The organism is Chryseobacterium vietnamense, assembly GCF_031454475.1.
Taxonomy (GTDB): domain Bacteria; phylum Bacteroidota; class Bacteroidia; order Flavobacteriales; family Weeksellaceae; genus Chryseobacterium; species Chryseobacterium vietnamense.
In genome coordinates, this window is the sequence record NZ_JAVDQX010000001.1 from 1,053,584 (window position 1) to 1,074,982 (window position 21,399).

Annotated in this window: 11 protein-coding genes; 9 read left to right on the plus strand and 2 right to left on the minus strand. The window is 40.0% G+C overall.

The annotated features are described in order from the left end of the window. Nucleotides 1–115: 115 nt before the first annotated feature. The 8 genes from J2786_RS04680 to J2786_RS04715 all read left to right on the plus strand — a co-directional run bounded on the left by J2786_RS04680 (nt 116) and on the right by J2786_RS04715 (nt 15,053). Nucleotides 116–2,851 (plus strand): T9SS type A sorting domain-containing protein, encoded by a 2,736-nt coding sequence (locus J2786_RS04680; RefSeq protein ID WP_047430906.1) that lies wholly within the window; start codon nt 116–118, stop codon nt 2,849–2,851. 500 nt (nt 2,852–3,351) lie between these two features. After that, on the plus strand, nt 3,352–5,985 hold the full coding sequence (locus J2786_RS04685; RefSeq protein ID WP_082001958.1) for a beta-glucosidase: 2,634 nt from the start codon (nt 3,352–3,354) through the stop codon (nt 5,983–5,985). A 63-nt stretch (nt 5,986–6,048) separates the two neighbouring features. Next, complete coding sequence (locus J2786_RS04690; RefSeq protein WP_047430900.1) at nt 6,049–8,037, plus strand: alpha-L-arabinofuranosidase family protein; 1,989 nt, start codon at nt 6,049–6,051, stop codon at nt 8,035–8,037. 128 nt (nt 8,038–8,165) lie between these two features. Further along, the gene (locus J2786_RS04695) at nt 8,166–9,866 is read left to right on the plus strand and encodes a ribulokinase (RefSeq protein ID WP_310024114.1); all 1,701 of its coding nucleotides are present in this window, start codon (nt 8,166–8,168) and stop codon (nt 9,864–9,866) included. A gap of 27 nt (nt 9,867–9,893) precedes the next feature. Continuing rightward, nucleotides 9,894–10,604: an L-ribulose-5-phosphate 4-epimerase gene (locus tag J2786_RS04700; RefSeq protein ID WP_047430895.1), complete on the plus strand. Its 711-nt coding sequence runs from the start codon at nt 9,894–9,896 to the stop codon at nt 10,602–10,604. A gap of 36 nt (nt 10,605–10,640) precedes the next feature. Next, entirely contained in the window at nt 10,641–12,137 is a 1,497-nt protein-coding gene (gene araA / locus J2786_RS04705) for an L-arabinose isomerase (RefSeq protein WP_047430893.1), read from the plus strand. Nucleotides 12,138–12,164: 27 nt separating this feature from the next. Further along, nucleotides 12,165–13,322, plus strand: a complete 1,158-nt coding sequence (locus tag J2786_RS04710) for an aldose epimerase family protein (RefSeq protein ID WP_047430891.1) — start codon at nt 12,165–12,167, stop codon at nt 13,320–13,322. 3 nt (nt 13,323–13,325) lie between these two features. After that, complete coding sequence (locus J2786_RS04715; RefSeq protein ID WP_047430888.1) at nt 13,326–15,053, plus strand: sodium:solute symporter family transporter; 1,728 nt, start codon at nt 13,326–13,328, stop codon at nt 15,051–15,053. Between the two features lie 405 nt (nt 15,054–15,458). Here J2786_RS04715 and J2786_RS04720 read toward each other — a convergent pair whose 3' ends face one another. Together J2786_RS04720 and J2786_RS04725 are read right to left on the minus strand one after the other, a co-directional pair. Next, on the minus strand, nt 15,459–17,180 hold the full coding sequence (locus J2786_RS04720; RefSeq protein ID WP_047430884.1) for an RICIN domain-containing protein: 1,722 nt from the start codon (nt 17,178–17,180) through the stop codon (nt 15,459–15,461). Between the two features lie 642 nt (nt 17,181–17,822). After that, complete coding sequence (locus J2786_RS04725) at nt 17,823–18,509, minus strand: NUDIX hydrolase (RefSeq protein ID WP_047430882.1); 687 nt, start codon at nt 18,507–18,509, stop codon at nt 17,823–17,825. A gap of 514 nt (nt 18,510–19,023) precedes the next feature. Here J2786_RS04725 and J2786_RS04730 point away from each other — a divergent pair. Then, nucleotides 19,024–21,399, plus strand: coding sequence for a glycoside hydrolase family 127 protein (locus J2786_RS04730; protein WP_047430879.1), 2,376 nt, complete (start codon nt 19,024–19,026; stop codon nt 21,397–21,399).

Below are 21,399 nucleotides of genomic sequence, written 5' to 3' on the forward strand. Positions count from 1 at the left end.
CTATTTCAGGATATTTCCTGACGGTTTTTAAAAATGAACTGTCTTGATGGGGACTCTATTGCCCTTACTCTAATTATTTGCAATCAAAATCACGAATATCTAAAACTAAACCATTATGAAAAAACTTTTAAATCTTGTCAGTATTCATTCTATATTGTTTTTCAGTTGTCTGCTGCATGGACAGCTTACCACTGTAAAAATTGATAAGAACACATCTTATCAGAAAATAAAAGGATTCGGGGGATTTGTATGCAGTCCTCAGTTTGCGTATAACCATATGTCTACCTCAGAAATTCAGACACTTTGGGGCGCTTCCAGTGAAGGCGGATATAATATTATGAGATTGTATATTCCTGAAAACAGCAGCAACTGGAGTTCCGTACTTGCCACAGCACAGCTCGCCAAATCTATGGGGCTTATCATTTTCGCCTCACCATGGACAATGCCCGCAGCCTGGAAAACCAATAACCATGTAAATGCAGTCTATACCGATGCCAACGGAGTACAGCAGATCGGATATTTAAAGCCGGAAAATTATCAGGATTATGCGCTTTATCTTAACAGTTTTGTTACCTATCTTCAGAACAATGGAGTAGAGCTTGATTATATTTCAATCCAGAATGAGCCGGATGAAATGGCGCAGTATCAGGGATGTATTTGGACACCTACACAGATTGCTACTTTTATCAAGAATTACGGGCAACTCATCAACTGTAAAGTAATTGCTCCAGAAAGTGTGGGATTTACGGATAATTTTGCCAATGCTTTGCTGGATCCTACGGCAATGGCTAATTTTGAAGTGTATGGCGGTCATCAATATGGGCTTATGCAGTCTACCTACAAACAATTCCAGAATTACAACAAAGAAATCTGGCAGACAGAATATCTGATCAACTGGAACTCTTCATCTACCCAGCCAGCCCGTGATTTCAGCTGGAATACAGATGCTTTTACTTTCGCTAGCAGTGTCAACAATGCATTATTGGGCAATGTCAATGCCTGGATTCATTATTCTGCCAAACGTTATTATGGCTTAATGGGTGACGGAACTTACGGAACTCCTGCAGGTGTAATGACCAAAAGAGGCTATATTCTTTCACATTATGCCAAATACACAACAGGAAAGACGAGAATAGAAGCAAAATGGGATGACAAAACCGGAGTTTTACAAGGCTCTTCCTATATTTCCCAGGATGGCAATCAGGTTGTTCTTATGGTCATCAATCCTTCTCAGAATGCGTATAGTTTGAAAGTTGACCTGCCCTTTTATACAACTTCGGGAACAAAGATATTGACCAATACACAATCCAATATGGTGAGTACACCTATTTCTTTGAGTACGGCAACATTCCGGCCAGCTGCTGATATCAGCCCTTCCAGTGTCATGACTTTTGTTTTTAATAAAAGTGGTGACAGGCCTGCTTCTCTGATGACAGGTGGTGATATTCATTATAATAAAATCGAAACACAAACGGCTACCAGTACATCTTTTGGGACAGGATTCAATATCAGCAATACAACGGTGACATTCTCCAATCCAAGTCCTCTTATCAGCAATAATACGACTGCATCTAACGGATATCTTCAGCTTAATGACAGGTACAATAAACTGATTCTGCATGTAAAAAGCTATACGACAGCAGGACAAAGCTATTCGGACAATACTACTTTATACTATATCAATAACCAGGGCATAACCAAATCATATAATTACGGTAAGATTAATTTTCCGCAGGGAGGAAATTTCGATATCACATTCGATATTTCAAGACAGGTTCTTACAGACGGATGTAAAGGAATTTTAGGACTGAGAAATTCCAATTACAGCTCTGTACTTACGCTTAATCTTGGTGATGTTTATTTCAATGTGGGTAATGAAATTGCTTCCAAATTTGGAGGAACCTATTCCGCAAGCGACAGCTATCTGATGGATGCCCTGGAAAACGGCTATTACACTTCTGTAGACTTCAGAAATGCAGCAGGAGTTACTTCCTCCAATAACTGGCAGCCTATGAGTGCTAACACTAACAGCATCTATTATGTGAATTCAAACGTAACTTCATCTGCCAATAATGTGATTTCAGGGACAGCTTGTTCAAATCTTGTCCTTTCCGGTCAGGGTATGGATTTTCAGGTGCCATTTAACTTCACAGCCAATACAGCCTCTTACAGCCGTACATTTAATGGGTATGATGTGCTGATCCTGCCATTCCAGGCTAATATACCGTCCGGGGTTACTGCTTATATGATGTCACCGGATGCCAGTTATATCAACTGTACCGCAATTTCAAACGGAATCATTCCTGCAAATACTCCGGTAATCATCAACGCGACAGGAAATATTACTTTCAACGGTACAGGAAATGTTTCCACTCCCAAAGCAATTACTGTCAATCAGATGAACGGGGTTTATCAGAGCATAAAAGTTCCAGCCAATGCTTATGTGCTGAAAACAGAAAACGGAGTAACAGGCTTCTATAAAGTAACGGCCGGAAGCGAGCCTGCAATAGGATCTTTCAAAGCATATCTTACAGAAGAAAATGCCTATTCTGCCAACGTTCTCCCTTTAAATTTCGGATCGTTAAGTGCCAGAAATATTCCTGGTGAGACTCAAAAAGAAAGTGTGAAAATATATCCAAATCCGGCAAAAGCAGATCTTTTCATTGATTCTGATCTCTCAGAAGCTACGGCAACCATTTTTGATGGAAGAGGTGGTGTCATCAGATCCAGAGTAAAAATAAATTCAGGGAAAAACCATATTAATGTGGGAGATTTCCCCGCTGGTATTTACTTTATTGAGGTTACTCAAAAGAATAATACAGTGGTAAAACAAAAATTTGTCAAAGAATAAATTGAATTTAAGCCATCATAAACATTGCTTATGGTGGCTTATTTCCACAATTTCGTAGATGAAAACCAAAAATAACTGTGATTTATCATTAATTTAAGTGTATTATTTACATTTATTTAAAATAGAACATTATATTTGTTTTTCAGTGCACTTCTGCTCAATGATACGGGCAATGTGTATAAAATAAGAATGAAAACATAATTATCCGTGAAAATCTGTGGTAAGAAAATCATTAATTACAGAATCCACAAAAGTTTTTAGGACTTTACTGACCCCTAATTCTTATAAAGAAATATGCGCAGTCATCTGTGAAAATCCGTGAAATCTGTGGTAAGAAAATCATTAATTACAGAATGCACAAAGTCTTAGGAGTTTACTAATCCCTAATTCTTATAAAGAAATATGCGCAGTCATCTGTGAAAATCCGTGAAATCTGTGGTTAGAAAACCATTAATTACAGAATCCACAAAGTCTTAGGACTTTATTGAAACCATATACCTATGAAAAGAATTGTAATAATCCTATGTGCAACCCTGGCAACCCCTTTATTTTTTGCCCAAAGCCATTATAAATACCCATTCAGAAATCCGGACCTTCCGGTTAATGAAAGAATAGAAAACCTTCTTTTTTTACTGACAACAGAAGAAAAGATAGGAATGATGATGGATAACTCCCAGGCAGTTCCCCGTCTGGAAATTCCTGCCTACGGATGGTGGAATGAAGCACTTCACGGGGTGGCAAGAGCAGGTACGGCTACTGTTTTTCCTCAGGCAATCGGGATGGCGGCCACATGGGATGTTCCGGAGCATTTTAAAACTTTTGAAATGATTTCTGATGAAGCACGTGCAAAATACAACAGATCTTTTGATGAGGCTCTAAAAACAGGGCGGTACGAAGGACTTACCTTCTGGACCCCCAATATCAATATCTTTCGTGACCCAAGATGGGGAAGAGGCCAGGAAACCTATGGTGAAGATCCGTATCTTACCTCTGTTCTCGGTGTTGCAGCAGTAAAAGGCCTGCAGGGAAACGACCCGAAATTTTTTAAAACCCATGCCTGCGCCAAACATTTTGCAGTACACAGCGGACCGGAATGGAATCGCCACTCTTATAACGCAGAAATCTCAAAAAGAGATCTGTATGAGACATATCTTCCCGCTTTCAAAGCATTGGTTCAGGAAGGAAATGTAAGAGAAGTAATGTGTGCCTACAATGCTTTTGATGGCCAGCCATGCTGTGCAAACAATACTTTGCTTACTGAAATTCTCCGTGGAAAATGGAAGTATGACGGAATGGTGGTCTCGGACTGCTGGGCACTGGCCGATTTCTTTCAGAAAAAATATCATGGCACCCATCCTGATGAGAAAACAACCGCAGCAGATGCTTTGAAACATTCCACGGATCTGGAATGCGGAGATACCTATAACAATCTGAATAAATCTCTTGCAAGCGGGCTGATTACCGAAAATGATATCGATGCATCGATGCGCAGAATCCTGAAAGGTTGGTTTGAGCTGGGAATGCTTGATCCGAAATCTTCCGTTCACTGGAATACCATTCCATATTCTGTAGTAGATTCTGAAGAACATAAAAAGCAGGCACTGAAAATGGCACAAAAATCAATTGTGCTGATGAAAAATGAAAAGAATATTTTGCCTCTCAGCAGAAGTATTAAAAAAATTGCCGTTGTAGGCCCAAATGCTGATGACGGATTGATGCAGTTAGGAAACTATAACGGGACGCCTTCTTCCATTGTAACGATTTTAGACGGAATCAAAACCAAATTCCCGAATGCTGAAATTATTTATGAAAAAGGAAGTGAAGTAACAGATCCTTCGTCCAGAACGTCACTCTATCAGAATTTCATCAGTCAGAAAAACGGCGCGAAAGGAATGAAAGTAGAGTTTTTCAATAACAATGAATTCAAAGGGCAGCCGGCCAATACTTCCGTAAATTCCACCGCCATCAGCTACAACAGCTTTGGAGGAACCCAGCTCGCACCCAATGTAGGAAGAGAAAATACCTCAGCCATCATTTCAGGAATTTTCAAAAGCACTTATACAGGAGATGTCGTGTTTTCTGCTTCCACTTCTGATATCTATACACTTTTTGTGGACGGAAAAGAAATCGCCACAAGGAAAGGACCTGATGCAAGACATCCTTCGGAGTTTCCTGTAAAAATGGAAAAAGGAAAAGAATACCAGATAGAGCTGCGTCATACACAAAAAGGAAAATATGTAAGCATCAGCTTTGAAGTCTACAGAAAAGACCCTGTTAATTTTGCTTCGGTGAGAGAAAAGGTGAAAAATGCAGACGTCATTGTCTTTGCAGGCGGACTTTCTCCGAGTCTGGAAGGTGAAGAGATGATGGTGAATGCAGAAGGCTTCAAAGGAGGTGACAAAACTTCCATTGCCCTTCCTAAAGTCCAGAGGGACCTGTTGGCAGAGCTTAGAAAAACCGGCAAACCTGTTGTCTTTGTTCTTTGCACCGGAAGTGCTCTGGGATTGGAACAGGATGAAAAAAATTACGATGTTTTATTAAATGCCTGGTATGGCGGGCAATCCGGAGGAACGGCTGTAGCAGATGTTTTGGCAGGGGATTATAATCCTTCCGGAAAATTACCCATTACTTTTTATAAAAACCTGGAACAGCTGGACAATGCTCTTTCAAAGACAAGTAAGCATGAGGGATTTGAAAATTATGATATGCAGGGAAGAACATACCGTTATATGACGGAAAAGCCTCTTTATCCTTTCGGGCATGGGCTGAGTTATTCCAAATTTGTTTACGGAGATTCAAAACTGAGCAAAAATACAATCAGTACCAACGAAAATGTGACGATCACAATTCCGGTAACCAATGTTTCAGAAAGGGATGGCGAAGAAGTGGTTCAGGTCTATATTAAAAGAAATAATGATATCCACGTGCCGGTAAAAACGTTAAGAGCTTTTGAAAGAACTTTGATTAAATCCAAAGAAACAAAAAATATTCAACTCAACCTTTCCAAAGATTCATTTGCCTTTTATGATGAAAAAGCAGATGATCTGGTTTCAAAGCCCGGCGATTATACCATTTTTTATGGCGGAACTTCTGATGATGCAGAATTGAAAAGTATTCCGTTAACAGTAAAATAAAAATTGATTAGGAAGACTTGTAAACATTGTAAACATTACTGCAACTTTCAAAATATACGATCTATGACAACCAAAAATAAAATATTTTCCATCGCAATTTCCCTCAGTGCTGCTTTTTTTTCGGCTCAGAATAATACGGTTCGTAGCTTTAGCCTGGATCTGAAAGAAACTTCTGCACCTGTTAAAATACAACCTACCATGTATGGGATTTTCTTTGAAGACATCAATTTTGCAGCAGACGGCGGATTGTATGCTGAGCTGATTAAAAACCGAAGCTTTGAATTTGATGAGCCATTTACAGGATGGAAACAGCCCAACACAAAAACACTTTCTCCTAATCTTGATTCCGGGTTTCTGACCATTTATTCCGAGCCTGCCAAAACCAATAAAAATTACGCACGAATTACCGTTCTGAACGATAAAAATTATATTCTGGAGAATGAAGGATTCAGAGGAATAGGTATTCATCAGGGTGAAAATTATGATTTCAGTTTTGATCTGGAGAATGTTTCAGGAAATATTGCTGCGGTAAATGCAAGTCTTGTTGATGAAAGCGGTAAGGAAATTTCTTCAGTTTCCACACTTATAAAAGGAAAGGGGTGGCAGAAGTATACAGCCGTTTTCAAAGCACCGCAAACCATAGAAAAAGCAAAACTGCAGATCACATTTACAGGAAACGGCATTGTAAATATGGATATGATCTCACTTTTCCCTCAAAATACCTGGAAAGGCAGAAAAGGAGGATTACGAAAAGATCTTGTTCAGAAACTATATGATTTGCAGCCCGGATTTTTGAGATTTCCTGGAGGCTGTATTGTTGAAGGAAGAACGTTGGCAGAACGCTATCAATGGAAAAAAACAATAGGAAATGTGGCAGACCGTGAATACCTCATCAATAAATGGAGTACAGGGTTTCCGCATCGCCTTACACCGGATTACGGACAGTCCTTCGGGTTAGGATTTTTTGAATATTTCCAGCTTTCAGAGGATCTGGGTGCAGAACCGGTTCCTATTCTGAGTTGTGGTATGGCTTGCCAGTTCAATACGGCAGAACTGGTGAAAATGGAAAATCTCGATCCTTATGTTCATGATGCCCTGGACCTTATCGAATTTGCCAACGGAGATTCCGGAACAAAATGGGGGAGAATCCGAACTGAAATGGGACATCCGAAGCCTTTTAATCTAAAATTTATCGGAGTGGGAAATGAACAGTGGGGAGCAGATTATATTGAACGTTATAAAGTATTTGAAAAAGCCATTCATGCAAAATATCCTGACATTAAGATTATTTCCGGAAGCGGACCGTCACCTGATGGCGAATTCTTTGAATATGGCTGGAAAGAATTGAAGCAGCTTAATGCGCAGATTGTAGATGAGCATTATTACAACTCACCCGAATGGTTTATGAAAAACGCCGGAAGGTATGATGAATATGATCGTACCGGACCAAAAGTTTTTGCCGGAGAATACGCAGCGCAGTCTGTAGGAGTGGTAAAACCTGATAATAAAAATAACTGGCTGACCGCCCTTTCGGAAGCCGCTTTTATGACCGGTCTTGAAAGAAATGCAGATGTTGTGTATATGACTTCCTATGCACCGCTTTTTGCCCATGCTGATGGTTGGCAGTGGACACCTGATCTTATCTGGTTCAATAATCTGAAATCTTATGCAACCCCAAACTATTATGTTCAGAAATTATTCTCCAACAACAAAGGAACGGATGTACTGAAAATAGAAAGCAACAGAAAAGCGGTATCCGGCCAGGAAAAATTATACGCTACAGCAGTAAAGGATGTTAAAACTCATGAGATCATTATTAAAATAGTTAATACTGATACTCAGGCTAAAACAGTAAATATCAAACCCGGAACTCTGAAAATAGGTAAGGAAATAACCAAAATCCTTTTGTCTGCACCACAGCTTTCTACTGAAAATAGTTTCGATGCTGAGTCCATAAAACCTAAAGAAGAGATTTCTGAAGCCAAAAATGGTGAAATTTCAACGGAAATTCCGGCCAATTCTTTAGTGGTTTTAAAGTTAAAAACAATTTAATTAACTGTAAAACATGTGTTTATGAAAAATAAGTGTATTTTTTACATTTATTTAAAATAGAATCTTATATTTGTTTTTATCTCATCAGGAGAAATTAAAATCTCAACAATCAAAAACGTTTCACCACCATGAAAAAATATGTTATCGGGCTGGACTATGGTACAGATTCCGTACGGGCCGTCTTAATTGATACTGAAAACGGTTCCGAAATAACTTCTTCAGTCAGCTACTACCAGAGATGGAAGGAAGGTAAATTCTGTAATCCCTCAGCCAATAGTTTCAGACAGCATCCTTCAGATCATATTGAAGGTCTGGAAAAGACTATTTCAGAAGTAGTAAGAGAAAGCGGATTACCGGCAGAGCAGATCGTCGGTATTTGTATTGATACTACAGGCTCTTCACCGCTTCCTGTAACCAGTGACGGAACAGCCCTGGCCCTGGTTCCGGGATTTGAAGAAAATCCCAATGCCATGATGGTTCTGTGGAAAGACCACACCGCCATTCGTGAAGCCGAAGAAATCAATACCCTTGCAAGAACATGGGGTGGTGAAGATTATACAAAATATGAAGGTGGTATTTATTCTTCAGAATGGTTCTGGGCTAAAATACTGCACATCAGCAGAGCAGATGCAGAAGTAAAAAATGTAGCTTATAGCTGGATGGAACACTGTGATTATCTGACTTTCCTTTTATCAGATCATAAAGATCTGGCCACCTTTAAAAGAAGCCGTTGTGCAGCTGGTCATAAAGCCATGTGGCATGAGTCATGGGACGGTCTGCCTTCCGAAGAATTCCTCAACAGGCTTGATCCTTCTCTGGGAGCGCTCAGAGCAAGATTATACCGGGAAACCTATACTTCAGATGAAATTGCCGGTTACCTGAATGAAGAATGGGCTGCAAAAACAGGTCTTACCACCAAAACCATCATTACCGTAGGAACCTTTGATGCCCATTCAGGAGCTGTGGGAGCAAGGGTGGAAGAAAATACACTGATCAGGATCATGGGAACTTCTACCTGTGATATTATGGTAGCCTCACAGGAAGCTGTCGGGGATACAACGGTAAAAGGAATCTGTGGACAGGTTGAGGGCTCCGTAATTCCCGGATTGATAGGGCTTGAAGCAGGGCAGTCTGCCTTTGGAGATGTACTGGCATGGTATAAAGATATCCTGATGTGGCCGGTTCACCAGGTTATGATGCAATCTGAAAGTATTTCAGATGAGCAGAAGACAAAGCTTGCTGAAGAAATGGAGACAGGACTTATCAGAAAATTAACCCTTGAAGCTGAAAAAATTCCTCTTTCAGATACCGTTCCGGTTGCATTGGACTGGGTAAACGGAAGAAGAACACCGGATGCAGACCAGGAACTTAAGGCAGCGATCAGCCAGCTTTCTCTGGGAACAAAAGCTCCTCATATTTTCAAAGCTTTGGTGAATGCCATTTGTTTCGGAGCTAAAAAGATCGTTGACCGTTTTGAAGACGAAGGTGTGAAAATCAATAAAGTGATCGGAATCGGAGGAGTAGCAAGGAAATCGCCGTTTATCATGCAGACACTCGCTAATGTTCTGGATATGCCGATTGTTGTTGCCGCTTCGGACCAGACTCCCGCGTTAGGGGCTGCTGTTTATGCAGCTGTATCAGCAGGAATTTATCCCACCGTTCAGGAAGCAAGCATGAAAATGGGCTCCGCATTTGAAGCGGAATACCAACCCAAAGCCGAAGAAGTACAGCATTACAGAGAATTAATGCAGCAATACCAGAAGCTCGCTGATTTTGTAGAATACAATACCAAGCTGAAAAACAACAGAAAAGAACTTCAGAACTCCTGAATATTAACCTTTTGAATGATACTTTAAATGAATACTTATAAAGAACTCCAAAGAGAATGTTATGAAGCGAATATGCAGCTGGATGCGCTGAAGCTGGTGGTCTATACTTTCGGGAATGTGAGTGCTGTAGACCGTGACAAAGGCATTTTTGCCATTAAACCCAGCGGTGTTCCTTATGACGTTTTAAAGCCGGAAGATATGGTGATTCTGGACTTTGATGCCAATGTCATTGAGGGCAGGCTCAGACCTTCTTCCGATACCAAAACCCATGCTTATCTGTATAAAAACTGGGAAAATATTGGTGGAATTTCACATACTCATGCCATCTATTCCGTGGCGTGGGCACAGGCACAAATGGATATTCCTGTTTTCGGGACCACCCATGCAGACCATTTAACAACAGATATTCCTTGTGCTCCACCTATGCGGGATGAACTGATTGAAGGAAACTACGAATACAATACAGGAATACAGATTCTGGAATGCTTTAAAGAAAAGAAGCTCTCTCCGGAAGAAGTAGAAATGGTTCTGATCGGCAATCACGGTCCGTTTACCTGGGGAAAAAATGCTGAGAAAGCAGTCTACAACAGCAAAGTGCTCGAAACCATTGCCGAAATGGCGTATCTCACCAGACAGATCAATCCTGATGCAGAACGTCTGAAAGAATCACTCATCAAAAAACACTATGAACGTAAGCACGGCAAGAACGCTTACTATGGACAGGAATTTAAACACTAAACACTTCAACATAAACAACTAACGATCAACAAAATTATGTTAACACCTCTCAATACCAAAGAAGTCTGGTTCATCACAGGAAGTCAGCATTTATACGGACCAGAAACACTGGCACAGGTAGCAGACCACTCACAAAAAATTGTGACAGAACTTGAAAAATCTTCTTTCATTCCGGTAAAAGTCATTGTAAAACCAACGGTAAAAACTACCGAAGAGATATTTGAAACCATTGCAGCAGCCAATCATGCAGAAAATTGTATAGGAATTATCACGTGGATGCATACTTTTTCACCCGCTAAAATGTGGATCAGAGGATTAAAAATCTTACAGAAACCTCTTCTGCATCTGCATACCCAGTTCAACAGAGATATTCCGTGGTCTACCATGGATATGGATTTTATGAATCTTAACCAGGCAGCTCACGGAGACCGCGAGTTCGGTTTTATGGTAAGCAGACTGAGAAAGAGCAGAAAAGTAGTGGTAGGGCACTGGTCAGAAGAAAGAGTTCAGAAGCAGATCGGTGACTGGAGCCGTGTTGCTGCAGGCTGGGACGACTGGCAGGGAGCTAAATTTGCACGCTTTGGAGATAATATGAGGTTTGTAGCCGTTACAGACGGTGACAAAGTTGAAGCTGAAACCCAGTTCGGCTTTTCAGTGAATACCTGGGGAATCGGTGATCTTGTAGGAGTTATTAACTCAGTAAGTGAAGGAGAAATAAAAAGCCTGATGGAAGAATATGAATCTTCTTATCACATGGCAGCCTCTCTTTTGGCAGGAGGAGCCCACAGAAGTTCACTGCACACCGCTGCAAAAATTGAATTAGGACTTGGAAAATTTTTAAAAGACGGAGGATTTAAAGGATTTTCAGATACCTTTGAAGACCTTCACGGGCTGGAGCAGCTGCCGGGAATTGCCGTACAGCGCCTTATGCAGAAAGGATACGGATTTGCAGGCGAAGGAGACTGGAAAACAGCAGCGCTGGTGCGTGCCATGAAAACGATGGGGCAGGGCCTTGAAGGAGGAAATGCTTTTATGGAAGATTATACCTATCATCTGGATCCTTCCAATCCTTCCATTTTAGGTTCCCACATGCTGGAAGTAGATCCTGTGCTGGCAGCCGGAAAACCTTCATGTGAGATTCATCCACTGGGAATCGGGGGAAAAGCAGATCCGGTGCGTCTCGTTTTCAATTCCAGAGGAAACATTGATTCTCTCAACGCTGCCCTGATGGACTTTGGAAACCATTTCAGACTGCTGATCAATAAAACCAGAGCATTGGAAATTACAGAAGAGTTGCCAAAACTTCCGGTAGCAAGGGTTTTATGGAAACCTCTTCCTGATTTATATACCGCCGCAGAAGCCTGGATACTGGCTGGAGGGGCGCACCATACATGTTACAGTGAAAACATTTCAGCAGAGCAGCTGGAGGATTTTGCTGAAATTGCTGGAATTGAATCATTAGTTATTGATGAAGATACCAGAATGCGTGATTTTAAAAATACACTTCGTTGGAATGAAATGTATTATCGTTAATTAATTTTAAAAAATATGTAAATAATTATGAAAAAAGCAACACATAATGGCATTTTTATTTTATTATTTTTAATTATTTTCGGCTGCAGAAAAGAAAATAACAAACAGGATATTTCAGGAAAAATGGAGAATGTGCATACTTCAGACTATGGAGTGACGCCAAAAGGCGATTCTATTAAAAAATATACTTTAAGCAATAAAAACGGGATGAAAGTTGAGATCATCAACTTCGGAGGAATTATCACTTCTTTAACCGCTCCGGACAGGAACGGGAAATATGAGGATGTAGTCCTTGGCTTTACAAAACCAGAAGGGTATTTCAATGGCAACCCGTATTATTTCGGTGCATTGATCGGAAGATATGGTAACAGAATTGCCAATGCTAAATTCACACTGGAAGGTAAAGCATACGAAATCGATAAAAATGATGGACCCAACAGCCTTCATGGAGGAAAAGAGGGATTTCATACCAGATTCTGGAATATTGAAGTGGTAAAAGATGCAAAATTTCCAACGTTGAAATTATCCTACACCAGTGCAGATGGTGAAGAAGGATATCCGGGAAAACTGACAACAACCGTTTTCTACACGCTTACGGACGACAATACTTTGGAAATCTCCTATGAAGCAGAAACTGATAAGCCAACAGTGGTAAATCTTACCCAGCATTCCTATTTTAACCTGTCAGGAAATTTCACTAAAACGATTACCGATCACGAGCTGCAAATTAATGCAGATCAATTCCTTCCGGTTAATGAAACCCTGATTCCTACCGGTGAGCAGAAAGCCGTAAAAGGAACTCCTTTTGATTTCACGGTTTCAAAACCAATTGAAAAAGATATCAATGCAGACGACGATCAGCTGAAAAAAGGAAAAGGATATGACCATAATTGGATCCTGAACGGAAAAGGTCTGAGGAGCATCGCCAAAGTGTATCATCAGGGAACAGGAAGACTGATGGAAGTCTTCACAGATGAACCCGGTGTGCAGTTTTATTCCGGTAATTTTCTCGACGGAAAGTTTGACACCAAAACCGGCGGTAAAAATGAATTCAGAACAGGATTCTGCTTAGAAACACAACATTTCCCGGACTCACCGAACCAGCCTTCTTTTCCTTCTACAGAATTGAAGCCCGGACAGAAATACCAGTCGAAAACCATCTATAAATTCTCCGTTAAAAACTAAACCATGGGAAAATTAGCAACTATTGATATTATCATATTCCTGATCTATTTCGTAGTGGTAGCTTCCTACGGACTATGGATCTATAAAAAGAAAAAATCTGAATCTACAGGAAGTAAAGATTATTTCCTTGCAGAAGGATCTTTGACCTGGTGGGCGATTGGAGCCAGCTTAATCGCTTCCAATATTTCTGCTGAACAGTTTATCGGAATGAGCGGTGAAGGTTTCTTTGTTGGAATCGCTGTTGCCGCTTACGAATGGATCGCTGCGCTTGCACTAATTATCATTGCAGTTTGGTTTATTCCGATCTATCTTAAAAATAAGATCTATACCATGCCCCAGTTTCTGGAAAGAAGGTATAATAAATCTGTTTCGCTGATCATGGCAGTCTTCTGGCTGTTTCTGTATGTTATTGTGAATCTTACTTCCATTCTTTACCTTGGAGCTCTTGCCATTGATACTTTACTGGGAGGAGAACATCTTCACGGTATTATGATCGCTCTTTTGCTTATGGCCCTTCTGATCGGTCTTGGAGGAATGAAAGTAATTGGATATACAGATGTTATCCAGGTAGCAGTCCTTATTATCGGAGGTTTTGCAACGGTTTATATGGCTTTGCAGATTGTAGACCAGAGAATCAATGGAGCGGCTGTAGGAAATGCGCTGGCAGGATTCAATACCCTGATCAATGAAGCTCCGCAACACTTTAAGCTGATTCTTCAAAAACCAACAACGACCACAACTACGCTGGCAATGCCTCAGAACCTTGATGTACAGAAGTATGTCGTGCTGCCGGGGCTGGCCATGTATTTTGCAGGTCAGTGGATTGTTAACCTGAACTATTGGGGCTGTAATCAGTACATCACCCAGAGAGCTTTGGGAGCAGATCTGAAAACGGCAAGAACAGGAATTTTATTTGCAGGTTTCCTGAAACTATTCATGCCTGTGATCGTAATGCTTCCGGGAATTGCTGCTTACGTTTTATATTCAAAAGGACACCTTCCGGGATTTAATGGAGTAAAAGACGGAGCCTATTCTGCAATCTTAGGATTTCTACCTTCCGGTCTTAAAGGGCTGGCTATTGCAGCATTAACGGCAGCGATTGTCGCCTCTCTGGCAGGAAAAGTAAACAGTATCTCAACCATTTTTACCCTCGATATCTATAAAAAATACCTTAAAACAGACGCCACCGAAATTCAGATGGTGAGAACAGGCCGCTGGGTAATCATTATCGCCATGATGGCTGCACTGGCATTCACCTGGACAGATGTTTTGGGAATTGGGGGTGAAGGAGGCTTCACATTTATCCAGAAATATACCGGCTTTATCAGTCCTGGAGTGTTTGCCATGTTCCTTCTGGGAATGTTCTGGAAAAGAACAACCGGAACTGCTGCTTTGGTAGGAGTGATTTTAGGCTTCGTCCTTGCGATCTTCTTCAACAGCTTTGCCGTAGAAATTTTCGGGAAAGAGACATGGATGTACACTGCTTTCACTTATGAAAAGCTGGAAAATGGAGTAGTGCATACCATTACCGAAATCCCTTTCCTGATCAATATGGGATGGTCATTCTTTATCACGATTATTGCCATGATTCTGATCAGTCTTGCAGGTCCTAAAATTAATCCTAAAGCTTTTGCCATTGATGCTACGATGTTTAAAGTAGACAACAGAACTTTAGTTTTGATTGTGATGACACTGCTTTTACTGACCGCCTTGTATGTAAGGTTTTGGTAAACGAACGTTGAATATGAAAAAATGAATGGTCAATAATGAATTCGTTTCACTGTCAATTTTTAAAAATTTATTATTGACTTGCCAAGCAAAATTGACTTTTTACATATAAAAAAACAGGATGCTTAAAAAGCATTCTGTTTTTTTGTTTCAGAATTAGCTAAATGCACTTCTATGGAGCTTAGTTCATTTCAATATATTTGAACCTGAACTTTAGTTTTTGATCGTGATGACATTGCTTTTTACTGACTGCCTTGTATGTGAGGTTTTGGTAAAAGCGAATGATCAATAGTGAATTCGTTTCACTGTCAATTTTTAAAAATTCACCATTGTCTTGCGAAGTAAAATTGACTTTTTGCATATAAAAAAAACAGGACGCTTAAAAAGCATCCTGTTTTTTTATTGATATCAGTTCATCCCAATATATTTGAACTTGAACAACTGACAGGACGTACCGTAATAATCCCAAAGGTGTAAGTTTGAATTACCATCCATGGTACAGTTGGGAATGTCCCAGCCACGTGTAGGATCCACCTTGGACAGAATTTTGTAGTAACCATTTGAAGCGGCAACTACCTGCCAGCTTTGTGCATCGTTACTATAGCTTTGCCAAAGCCGGATTGCAGTTCCCAGTGTATTGCTGTTGCTGGCTAAATCAATACAGCGATTGGATGCACTCGCTTTGGATACAAAGCGCCAGTAGCCATTACCCGCATCAATGGCAACCCATCGCTGTGCAGAAGCGCCATTTCTTGTCCATGGTCTTAGCACTGCACCATTGGCATCCTCTCCGGATTTCAGATCAAGTACTTTATTGGCATCGGTCTGAAATTCGATTTCGTAAATACCATTGTTAACCAGACCGTTGTTTGTATTACAGTTTCCAACAGGATAATTGGAGGATGCATATTGCTGGAACCACTGTTTAACTGGTGCGGCGCAGGCTTCCCAATCGTTGTTGTAGGCCGTTCCTGCATTAGGGTCGCCCTTATGGAGGAGATTATCCGGGGCAAGAACATTCCAGCTTACATTGCCTGACTGATCCACTATATATTTTAAATTGGCGCCAAATCCGCTTCCGCCTGCCGTACCTGTTGTACCAATACCGAAAGTACCATATCCCTGTGGTGCCCAGTCGGTTTCTGTAATGGCGATTGGTGCAATGTCAGCAATCGGTTTAACATTGATATTCCATGCATTCTGAAAGGATTGATAGTTATTGACACCACCCCAATATCCAGGATAGATGTGAACAGCATAACCAATATTACCACCGGTGATCTGGTTATTGACATAGCCTTGATAATGCGATTGCCAGCCCGTACCCGGAATCCAGCAAACATTATTGGCCCCGTTGTTACGGATGATGTTAACCAGTGGCTGGAAGAAGTTTTTAAGCGCGGCAAAATGCTCGTTGCCCGTTGATCCCCATGTACCGTTTGTTCCAAGAATCTCAACAGGTTCATTGGCAAGTTCAAACATTACATTGTCAGCATTCTTCAATCCGGGATGTTGAGAAAGGAAAGTCCATACCGTCTTAAGATAGCTATGGTATGCATCATTCACTGCAATACGGCTCGGACATACGCCTGGTGGACGTAGGATGACATACATTCCCAGACTGCGGGCGTGGTTAATCAGTGGGATTATCACCTGATCGGTATATGTTACCAGACGGTTATAATTGAATCTTGAGATATCGTTTTCAGGGATAGACGGTCCGGGATCATTGGTCCAATACGGATCAATATGGAGGCGGATGTAATTGAGATACCAGCCATCAGCAGCGTTGCTGAGCTTGTTCATGACTGCTTTATTATAGTTAAGAGCGCCCTGTACATTATAATTATCCCAGGTACAGTAGCCGGAATTAGCACCATATTGACAGCCATTGAACCAGGGGCTGGGAGTTATGGCCACACCATGTAAGACAACATTATTGTCACAGGGATCTTTAAGGTATTTGCCTCCAACATGCAGCATTGGTGTTGCTGCCAATGCTCTTGCGCTAACGCTGGCACTTAAGTTGGTTTCAGCTTCTTCTAGTAGATTTTTTTCATCCATCGTGGAACAGCTGGAAAGAATGATTAACAGAAAGGCCAGAAAAAGCCACGTTTTGTTTGTTTTCATAATTGATATATTTAAAGGTTTGGTCTTATTTTTTAGCTTTCAATAACTTGTTTCCCATCCTGCACAGGAGTATTGCGCAGATAAGTAAAACTTTCTGATTTATTGACGCTGGATTTGAATGAGGATTGATGCTATATTGTTCTATTAAAACTACTCAACTACTTGTTTCCGTTTCTTCAACAATGGTTTTAACAGAACAATTGAATCATTTCTATTCAGTTTCTGATTTGAAAATCTTTTTCTCTCTTTTTCTGGTTTCCCATGAAGGTGAGGATGGGTTTGTGAAAATTTGAGCTGCTGTTAAATATGGTTATTAGTTTTATATAAAAATAAGTATAATATTAAATATAAATCAATATTTTATTAAAAATTAACAAAAAATTACATATCATAAATACGATTATAAACTATTTAATTATAATCTATTGTGTGGTAGGAGAAAATAAAAAACCTTATCATAAATTTTTATTATGATCATTCTGAAAAAAGTGAAAATAACTGTTTGGTTTGCTTGAAATTGTCGGTAAGTACACAAAAAAATCTCACAAAAGTGAGATTTCTAATAAGAGTATGCGGAATTTGTATCACTCCAAACTGTTAACTTTCTACAAATTCATTTTCAAAAGTATACAGTTGTATAGATTAGATCTTAAACATAAATCCGCGGGAGATTTTTTTGTTGTATTTTTTTTCGTCAAAGCGGTAAAGAAAAGATCCTTTTCTGGAAGAGGTCATATCCTTTTTGTTGGTATTCAAAAGAATATCCATACTGTTGATCTTGCTGGTAAAATTCCGTTTATCAAATTTTTCATCAAAAATAGCTTCGTAAAGATTCTGAAGATCCTTCATTGTGAATTTTTCAGGAAGAAGCTCAAACCCGATAGGTCCTGTGGAAGCTCTTCTCCTCAGCCTGGCTACAGCATCCTTTACCATTTCATTATGATCGAAGATAAGATCAGGCGCTTTCTGCAGTTCTACCCATTCTGCACTGTACTGCTCATTGATCTGAATATCTTTCTCAATATTGATCAGTGCATAATAGGAAATAGACATGATTCTTGCTGTTGGCTCACGGTTAATTTCCGTATAGCATTTCAGCTGTTCAAGATAAATATTTTCAAGACCGGTTAGTGTAAAAAGCACTCTGTTAGCTGCTTCATCTGAAGTTTCTTCACCGCCAACGAAGCCGCCCATCAGTGACCATTCGCCCATCTGCGGTTCAAAATTTCTTTTTACAAGAAGTATTTTTAGATTTTCGCCATCAAAACCGAAAATGATACAGTCAACGGCAACAAGGTGTTTGGGATATTGGGAGTAATCCTCGGTCATCTTTTATATTTTACTACAAAGGTAAATCTTTTATGAATACAATATTATATAAATGTGATTATTACACTTTTAAATATAAATGATTTATTTCATTAAAATTATTCTTAAAGCATATTTTGGGAGCTTGATGAGTTGGTAAAACTGAAAATTATCACAAAAATCAGGTTAATTATACATGAATGGAATGTTAAAGTTGTGTTAAAATTAGATTTAATGTTAATAATAATTAAGTAAAGAGGCTTACTGTTAAAAATACGATAAGGTATTCAGTATATCGTTGGGTTTTTTATCAAAATACATTCTCAACTCATTTTCATAGGGAATCATATGATTTTACAGCTTTGTTTTTTTGTTGTTTTAATATCTTATTTTTTATGATAAGCTACTGCGTTTTTTGCTATTTTCAGGGCTTTGTAGAAAGTTTTAAATAAAAAAATAACTGAATCAGACGTTGGAAATGTTTTGTATATAGATTCTTTCCATTATTTTAGAAATGTTGAATTAACATTTATCCATGACTTCAAAACTTTCAGTTATTTTATTATGTTTTGCTGCATTTACCTCTGCACAGGTAAAGAAGAAAATTCATTATTTCCCTTTGGAAACTGTAAAATTATCAGAAAGTATTTTCAATAAAGCCATGATGGCAGACCGTCAATATCTCATGGCCATGGAACCGGACAGATTGCTGGCTCCTTACCTTAAAGAAGCCGGACTGAAACCCAAAGCAGACAATTATCCCAATTGGGAAAACACAGGGTTGGACGGCCACATAGGAGGACATTACATTTCCGCATTATCCCTGATGTATGCCTCTACAGGAGATAATACAATACAACAGAGAATTGATTATATGATCAGTGAACTGGCACGCTGCCAGAATATCTCTCCGGACGGATACATTTCAGGAATTCCCGACGGGAAAAAGATCTGGAAAGAAATAAAACAGGGGAACATTCGTGCCTCAGGCTTCGGTTTGAATGACCGCTGGGTTCCATTGTATAATATTCATAAGCTGTACTCAGGATTACGTGATGCCTATTGGTATGCGAAAAATGAAAAAGCAAAAACAATGCTGATCAGACTGACAGATTGGATATTGAATGAAGTATCAGACCTTTCCGATGAACAGATTCAGGATATGCTGCGCAGTGAACATGGAGGACTCAACGAAGTTTTTGCAGATGTTTATGAGATCACCCATGACCGGAAATATCTGAAACTGGCTCACCGCTTTTCCCATCAGACTATCCTTACACCGCTTTTAGCAGGTGAAGATAAGCTGACAGGACTTCATGCCAATACACAAATTCCAAAAGTAATCGGATATAAACGGATTGCCGATCTTGAAAATAATACGTCCTGGAGTAATGCCGCTGATTTTTTCTGGCATAATGTTACAGAGAAAAGATCTTCAGTTATTGGAGGTAACAGTGTGAGTGAGCATTTTAACCCTGTCAATGATTTCAGCAGCATGATAAAAAGTATTGAAGGTCCGGAAACCTGCAATACCTATAATATGCTAAAGCTGACCAAAGAGCTTTATGCAACCCTGCCAGCATCTTACTATATCGATTATTACGAAAAAGCATTATACAATCATATCCTTTCCACAGAAAATCATGATCAGGGAGGCTTCGTGTATTTTACCCCAATGCGTCCCGGGCATTATCGTGTATATTCACAGCCTCAGACCAGCTTCTGGTGCTGCGTAGGATCCGGAATGGAAAACCATGCGAAATATGGAGAAATGATTTATGCAAAGTCGGATAAGGATTTATATGTGAACCTGTTTATCCCTTCCACACTGACATGGAAAGAGCAAAATGTAGTGCTCCGTCAGGTCAATAACTTCCCGGAAGTTCCTGAAACAACATTGATCTTTGATGCTGCAGGGAAGTCAGAATTTGATGTAAAACTGAGATGTCCGGAATGGACCACACCTTCGGAAGTAAAGATTCTGATCAACGGAAAACAGGAAAAAGTACAGCGCGGTTCTGACGGTTATTTTACCCTTACTAAAAAATGGAAAAAGGGAGATGTCGTAAAAATGATTTTACCCATGCATATCTCCGCAGAACAGCTGCCTGACCATTCCAATTATTATGCATTTAAATACGGGCCTGTAGTGCTTGCTGCAACATACGGAGCCGAAAACCAACAGGGACTTCTTGCGGACGATAGCAGAGGAGGCCATATTGCTCATGGTCCGCAGATCCCTTTAAATGAAATTCCGGTTATCCTTGGGAATTCCTCCGAGGTGGTCAATCATGTTAAGCCCTCAAACAATGGACCGCTCAACTTTGCCATTACAGGACTTTATCCGTCTGAAAAATTCGGAAAAGGCTTAAGTCTTGTGCCGTTTTACAGTATTCAGGCAGAAAGATATATTCTGTACTGGCCACAGTCGGACAAAAACGGAATAGAAAATACATTGAAGCAAAGGGCAAAAGAAGAAGCTGAAACCAGAAACCTGGATATGATCACGGCAGATAAGATCCAGCTGGGCGAACAGCAGCCGGAATCAGATCATTTTATAGAAAGCAAAGACTCCGGCACAGGGTATATGGAAGACCATCATTTCCGTGAAGCCAAAAGCTGGTTCAGTTACCGGATGAAAAATAACGGAAAAAACGCTTCATTCCTTTACCTGCTGTATTTTGATGCCAATAACAATCGTACGTTGAATATTGAGATCAACGGTAAAAAAATCATTGCTCAAAATCTGGAAGGGAAGTCCGGAGCTTCACCTCAATATCTGGTCCTTCCGATACCGGATTCAGAAAAGAATAAAGAAAATCTTACCGTAAAATTCCTGGCGGATGAAAAATTGATGGCCGCCAAAATCATTGAAGTCCGTATACTGTCAGAAAATTACGAAAAGAAATAA

Coding starts and splice junctions, on each gene's coding strand:
- J2786_RS04730 (WP_047430879.1), top strand. CDS start 19,024: ATGACTTCAAAACTTTCAGTTATTTTATTATGTTTTGCTGCATTTACC.
- J2786_RS04725 (WP_047430882.1), bottom strand. CDS start 18,509: ATGACCGAGGATTACTCCCAATATCCCAAACACCTTGTTGCCGTTGAC.
- J2786_RS04680 (WP_047430906.1), top strand. CDS start 116: ATGAAAAAACTTTTAAATCTTGTCAGTATTCATTCTATATTGTTTTTC.
- J2786_RS04695 (WP_310024114.1), top strand. CDS start 8,166: ATGAAAAAATATGTTATCGGGCTGGACTATGGTACAGATTCCGTACGG.
- araA (WP_047430893.1), top strand. CDS start 10,641: ATGTTAACACCTCTCAATACCAAAGAAGTCTGGTTCATCACAGGAAGT.
- J2786_RS04685 (WP_082001958.1), top strand. CDS start 3,352: ATGAAAAGAATTGTAATAATCCTATGTGCAACCCTGGCAACCCCTTTA.
- J2786_RS04700 (WP_047430895.1), top strand. CDS start 9,894: ATGAATACTTATAAAGAACTCCAAAGAGAATGTTATGAAGCGAATATG.
- J2786_RS04690 (WP_047430900.1), top strand. CDS start 6,049: ATGACAACCAAAAATAAAATATTTTCCATCGCAATTTCCCTCAGTGCT.
- J2786_RS04715 (WP_047430888.1), top strand. CDS start 13,326: ATGGGAAAATTAGCAACTATTGATATTATCATATTCCTGATCTATTTC.
- J2786_RS04710 (WP_047430891.1), top strand. CDS start 12,165: ATGAAAAAAGCAACACATAATGGCATTTTTATTTTATTATTTTTAATT.
- J2786_RS04720 (WP_047430884.1), bottom strand. CDS start 17,180: ATGAAAACAAACAAAACGTGGCTTTTTCTGGCCTTTCTGTTAATCATT.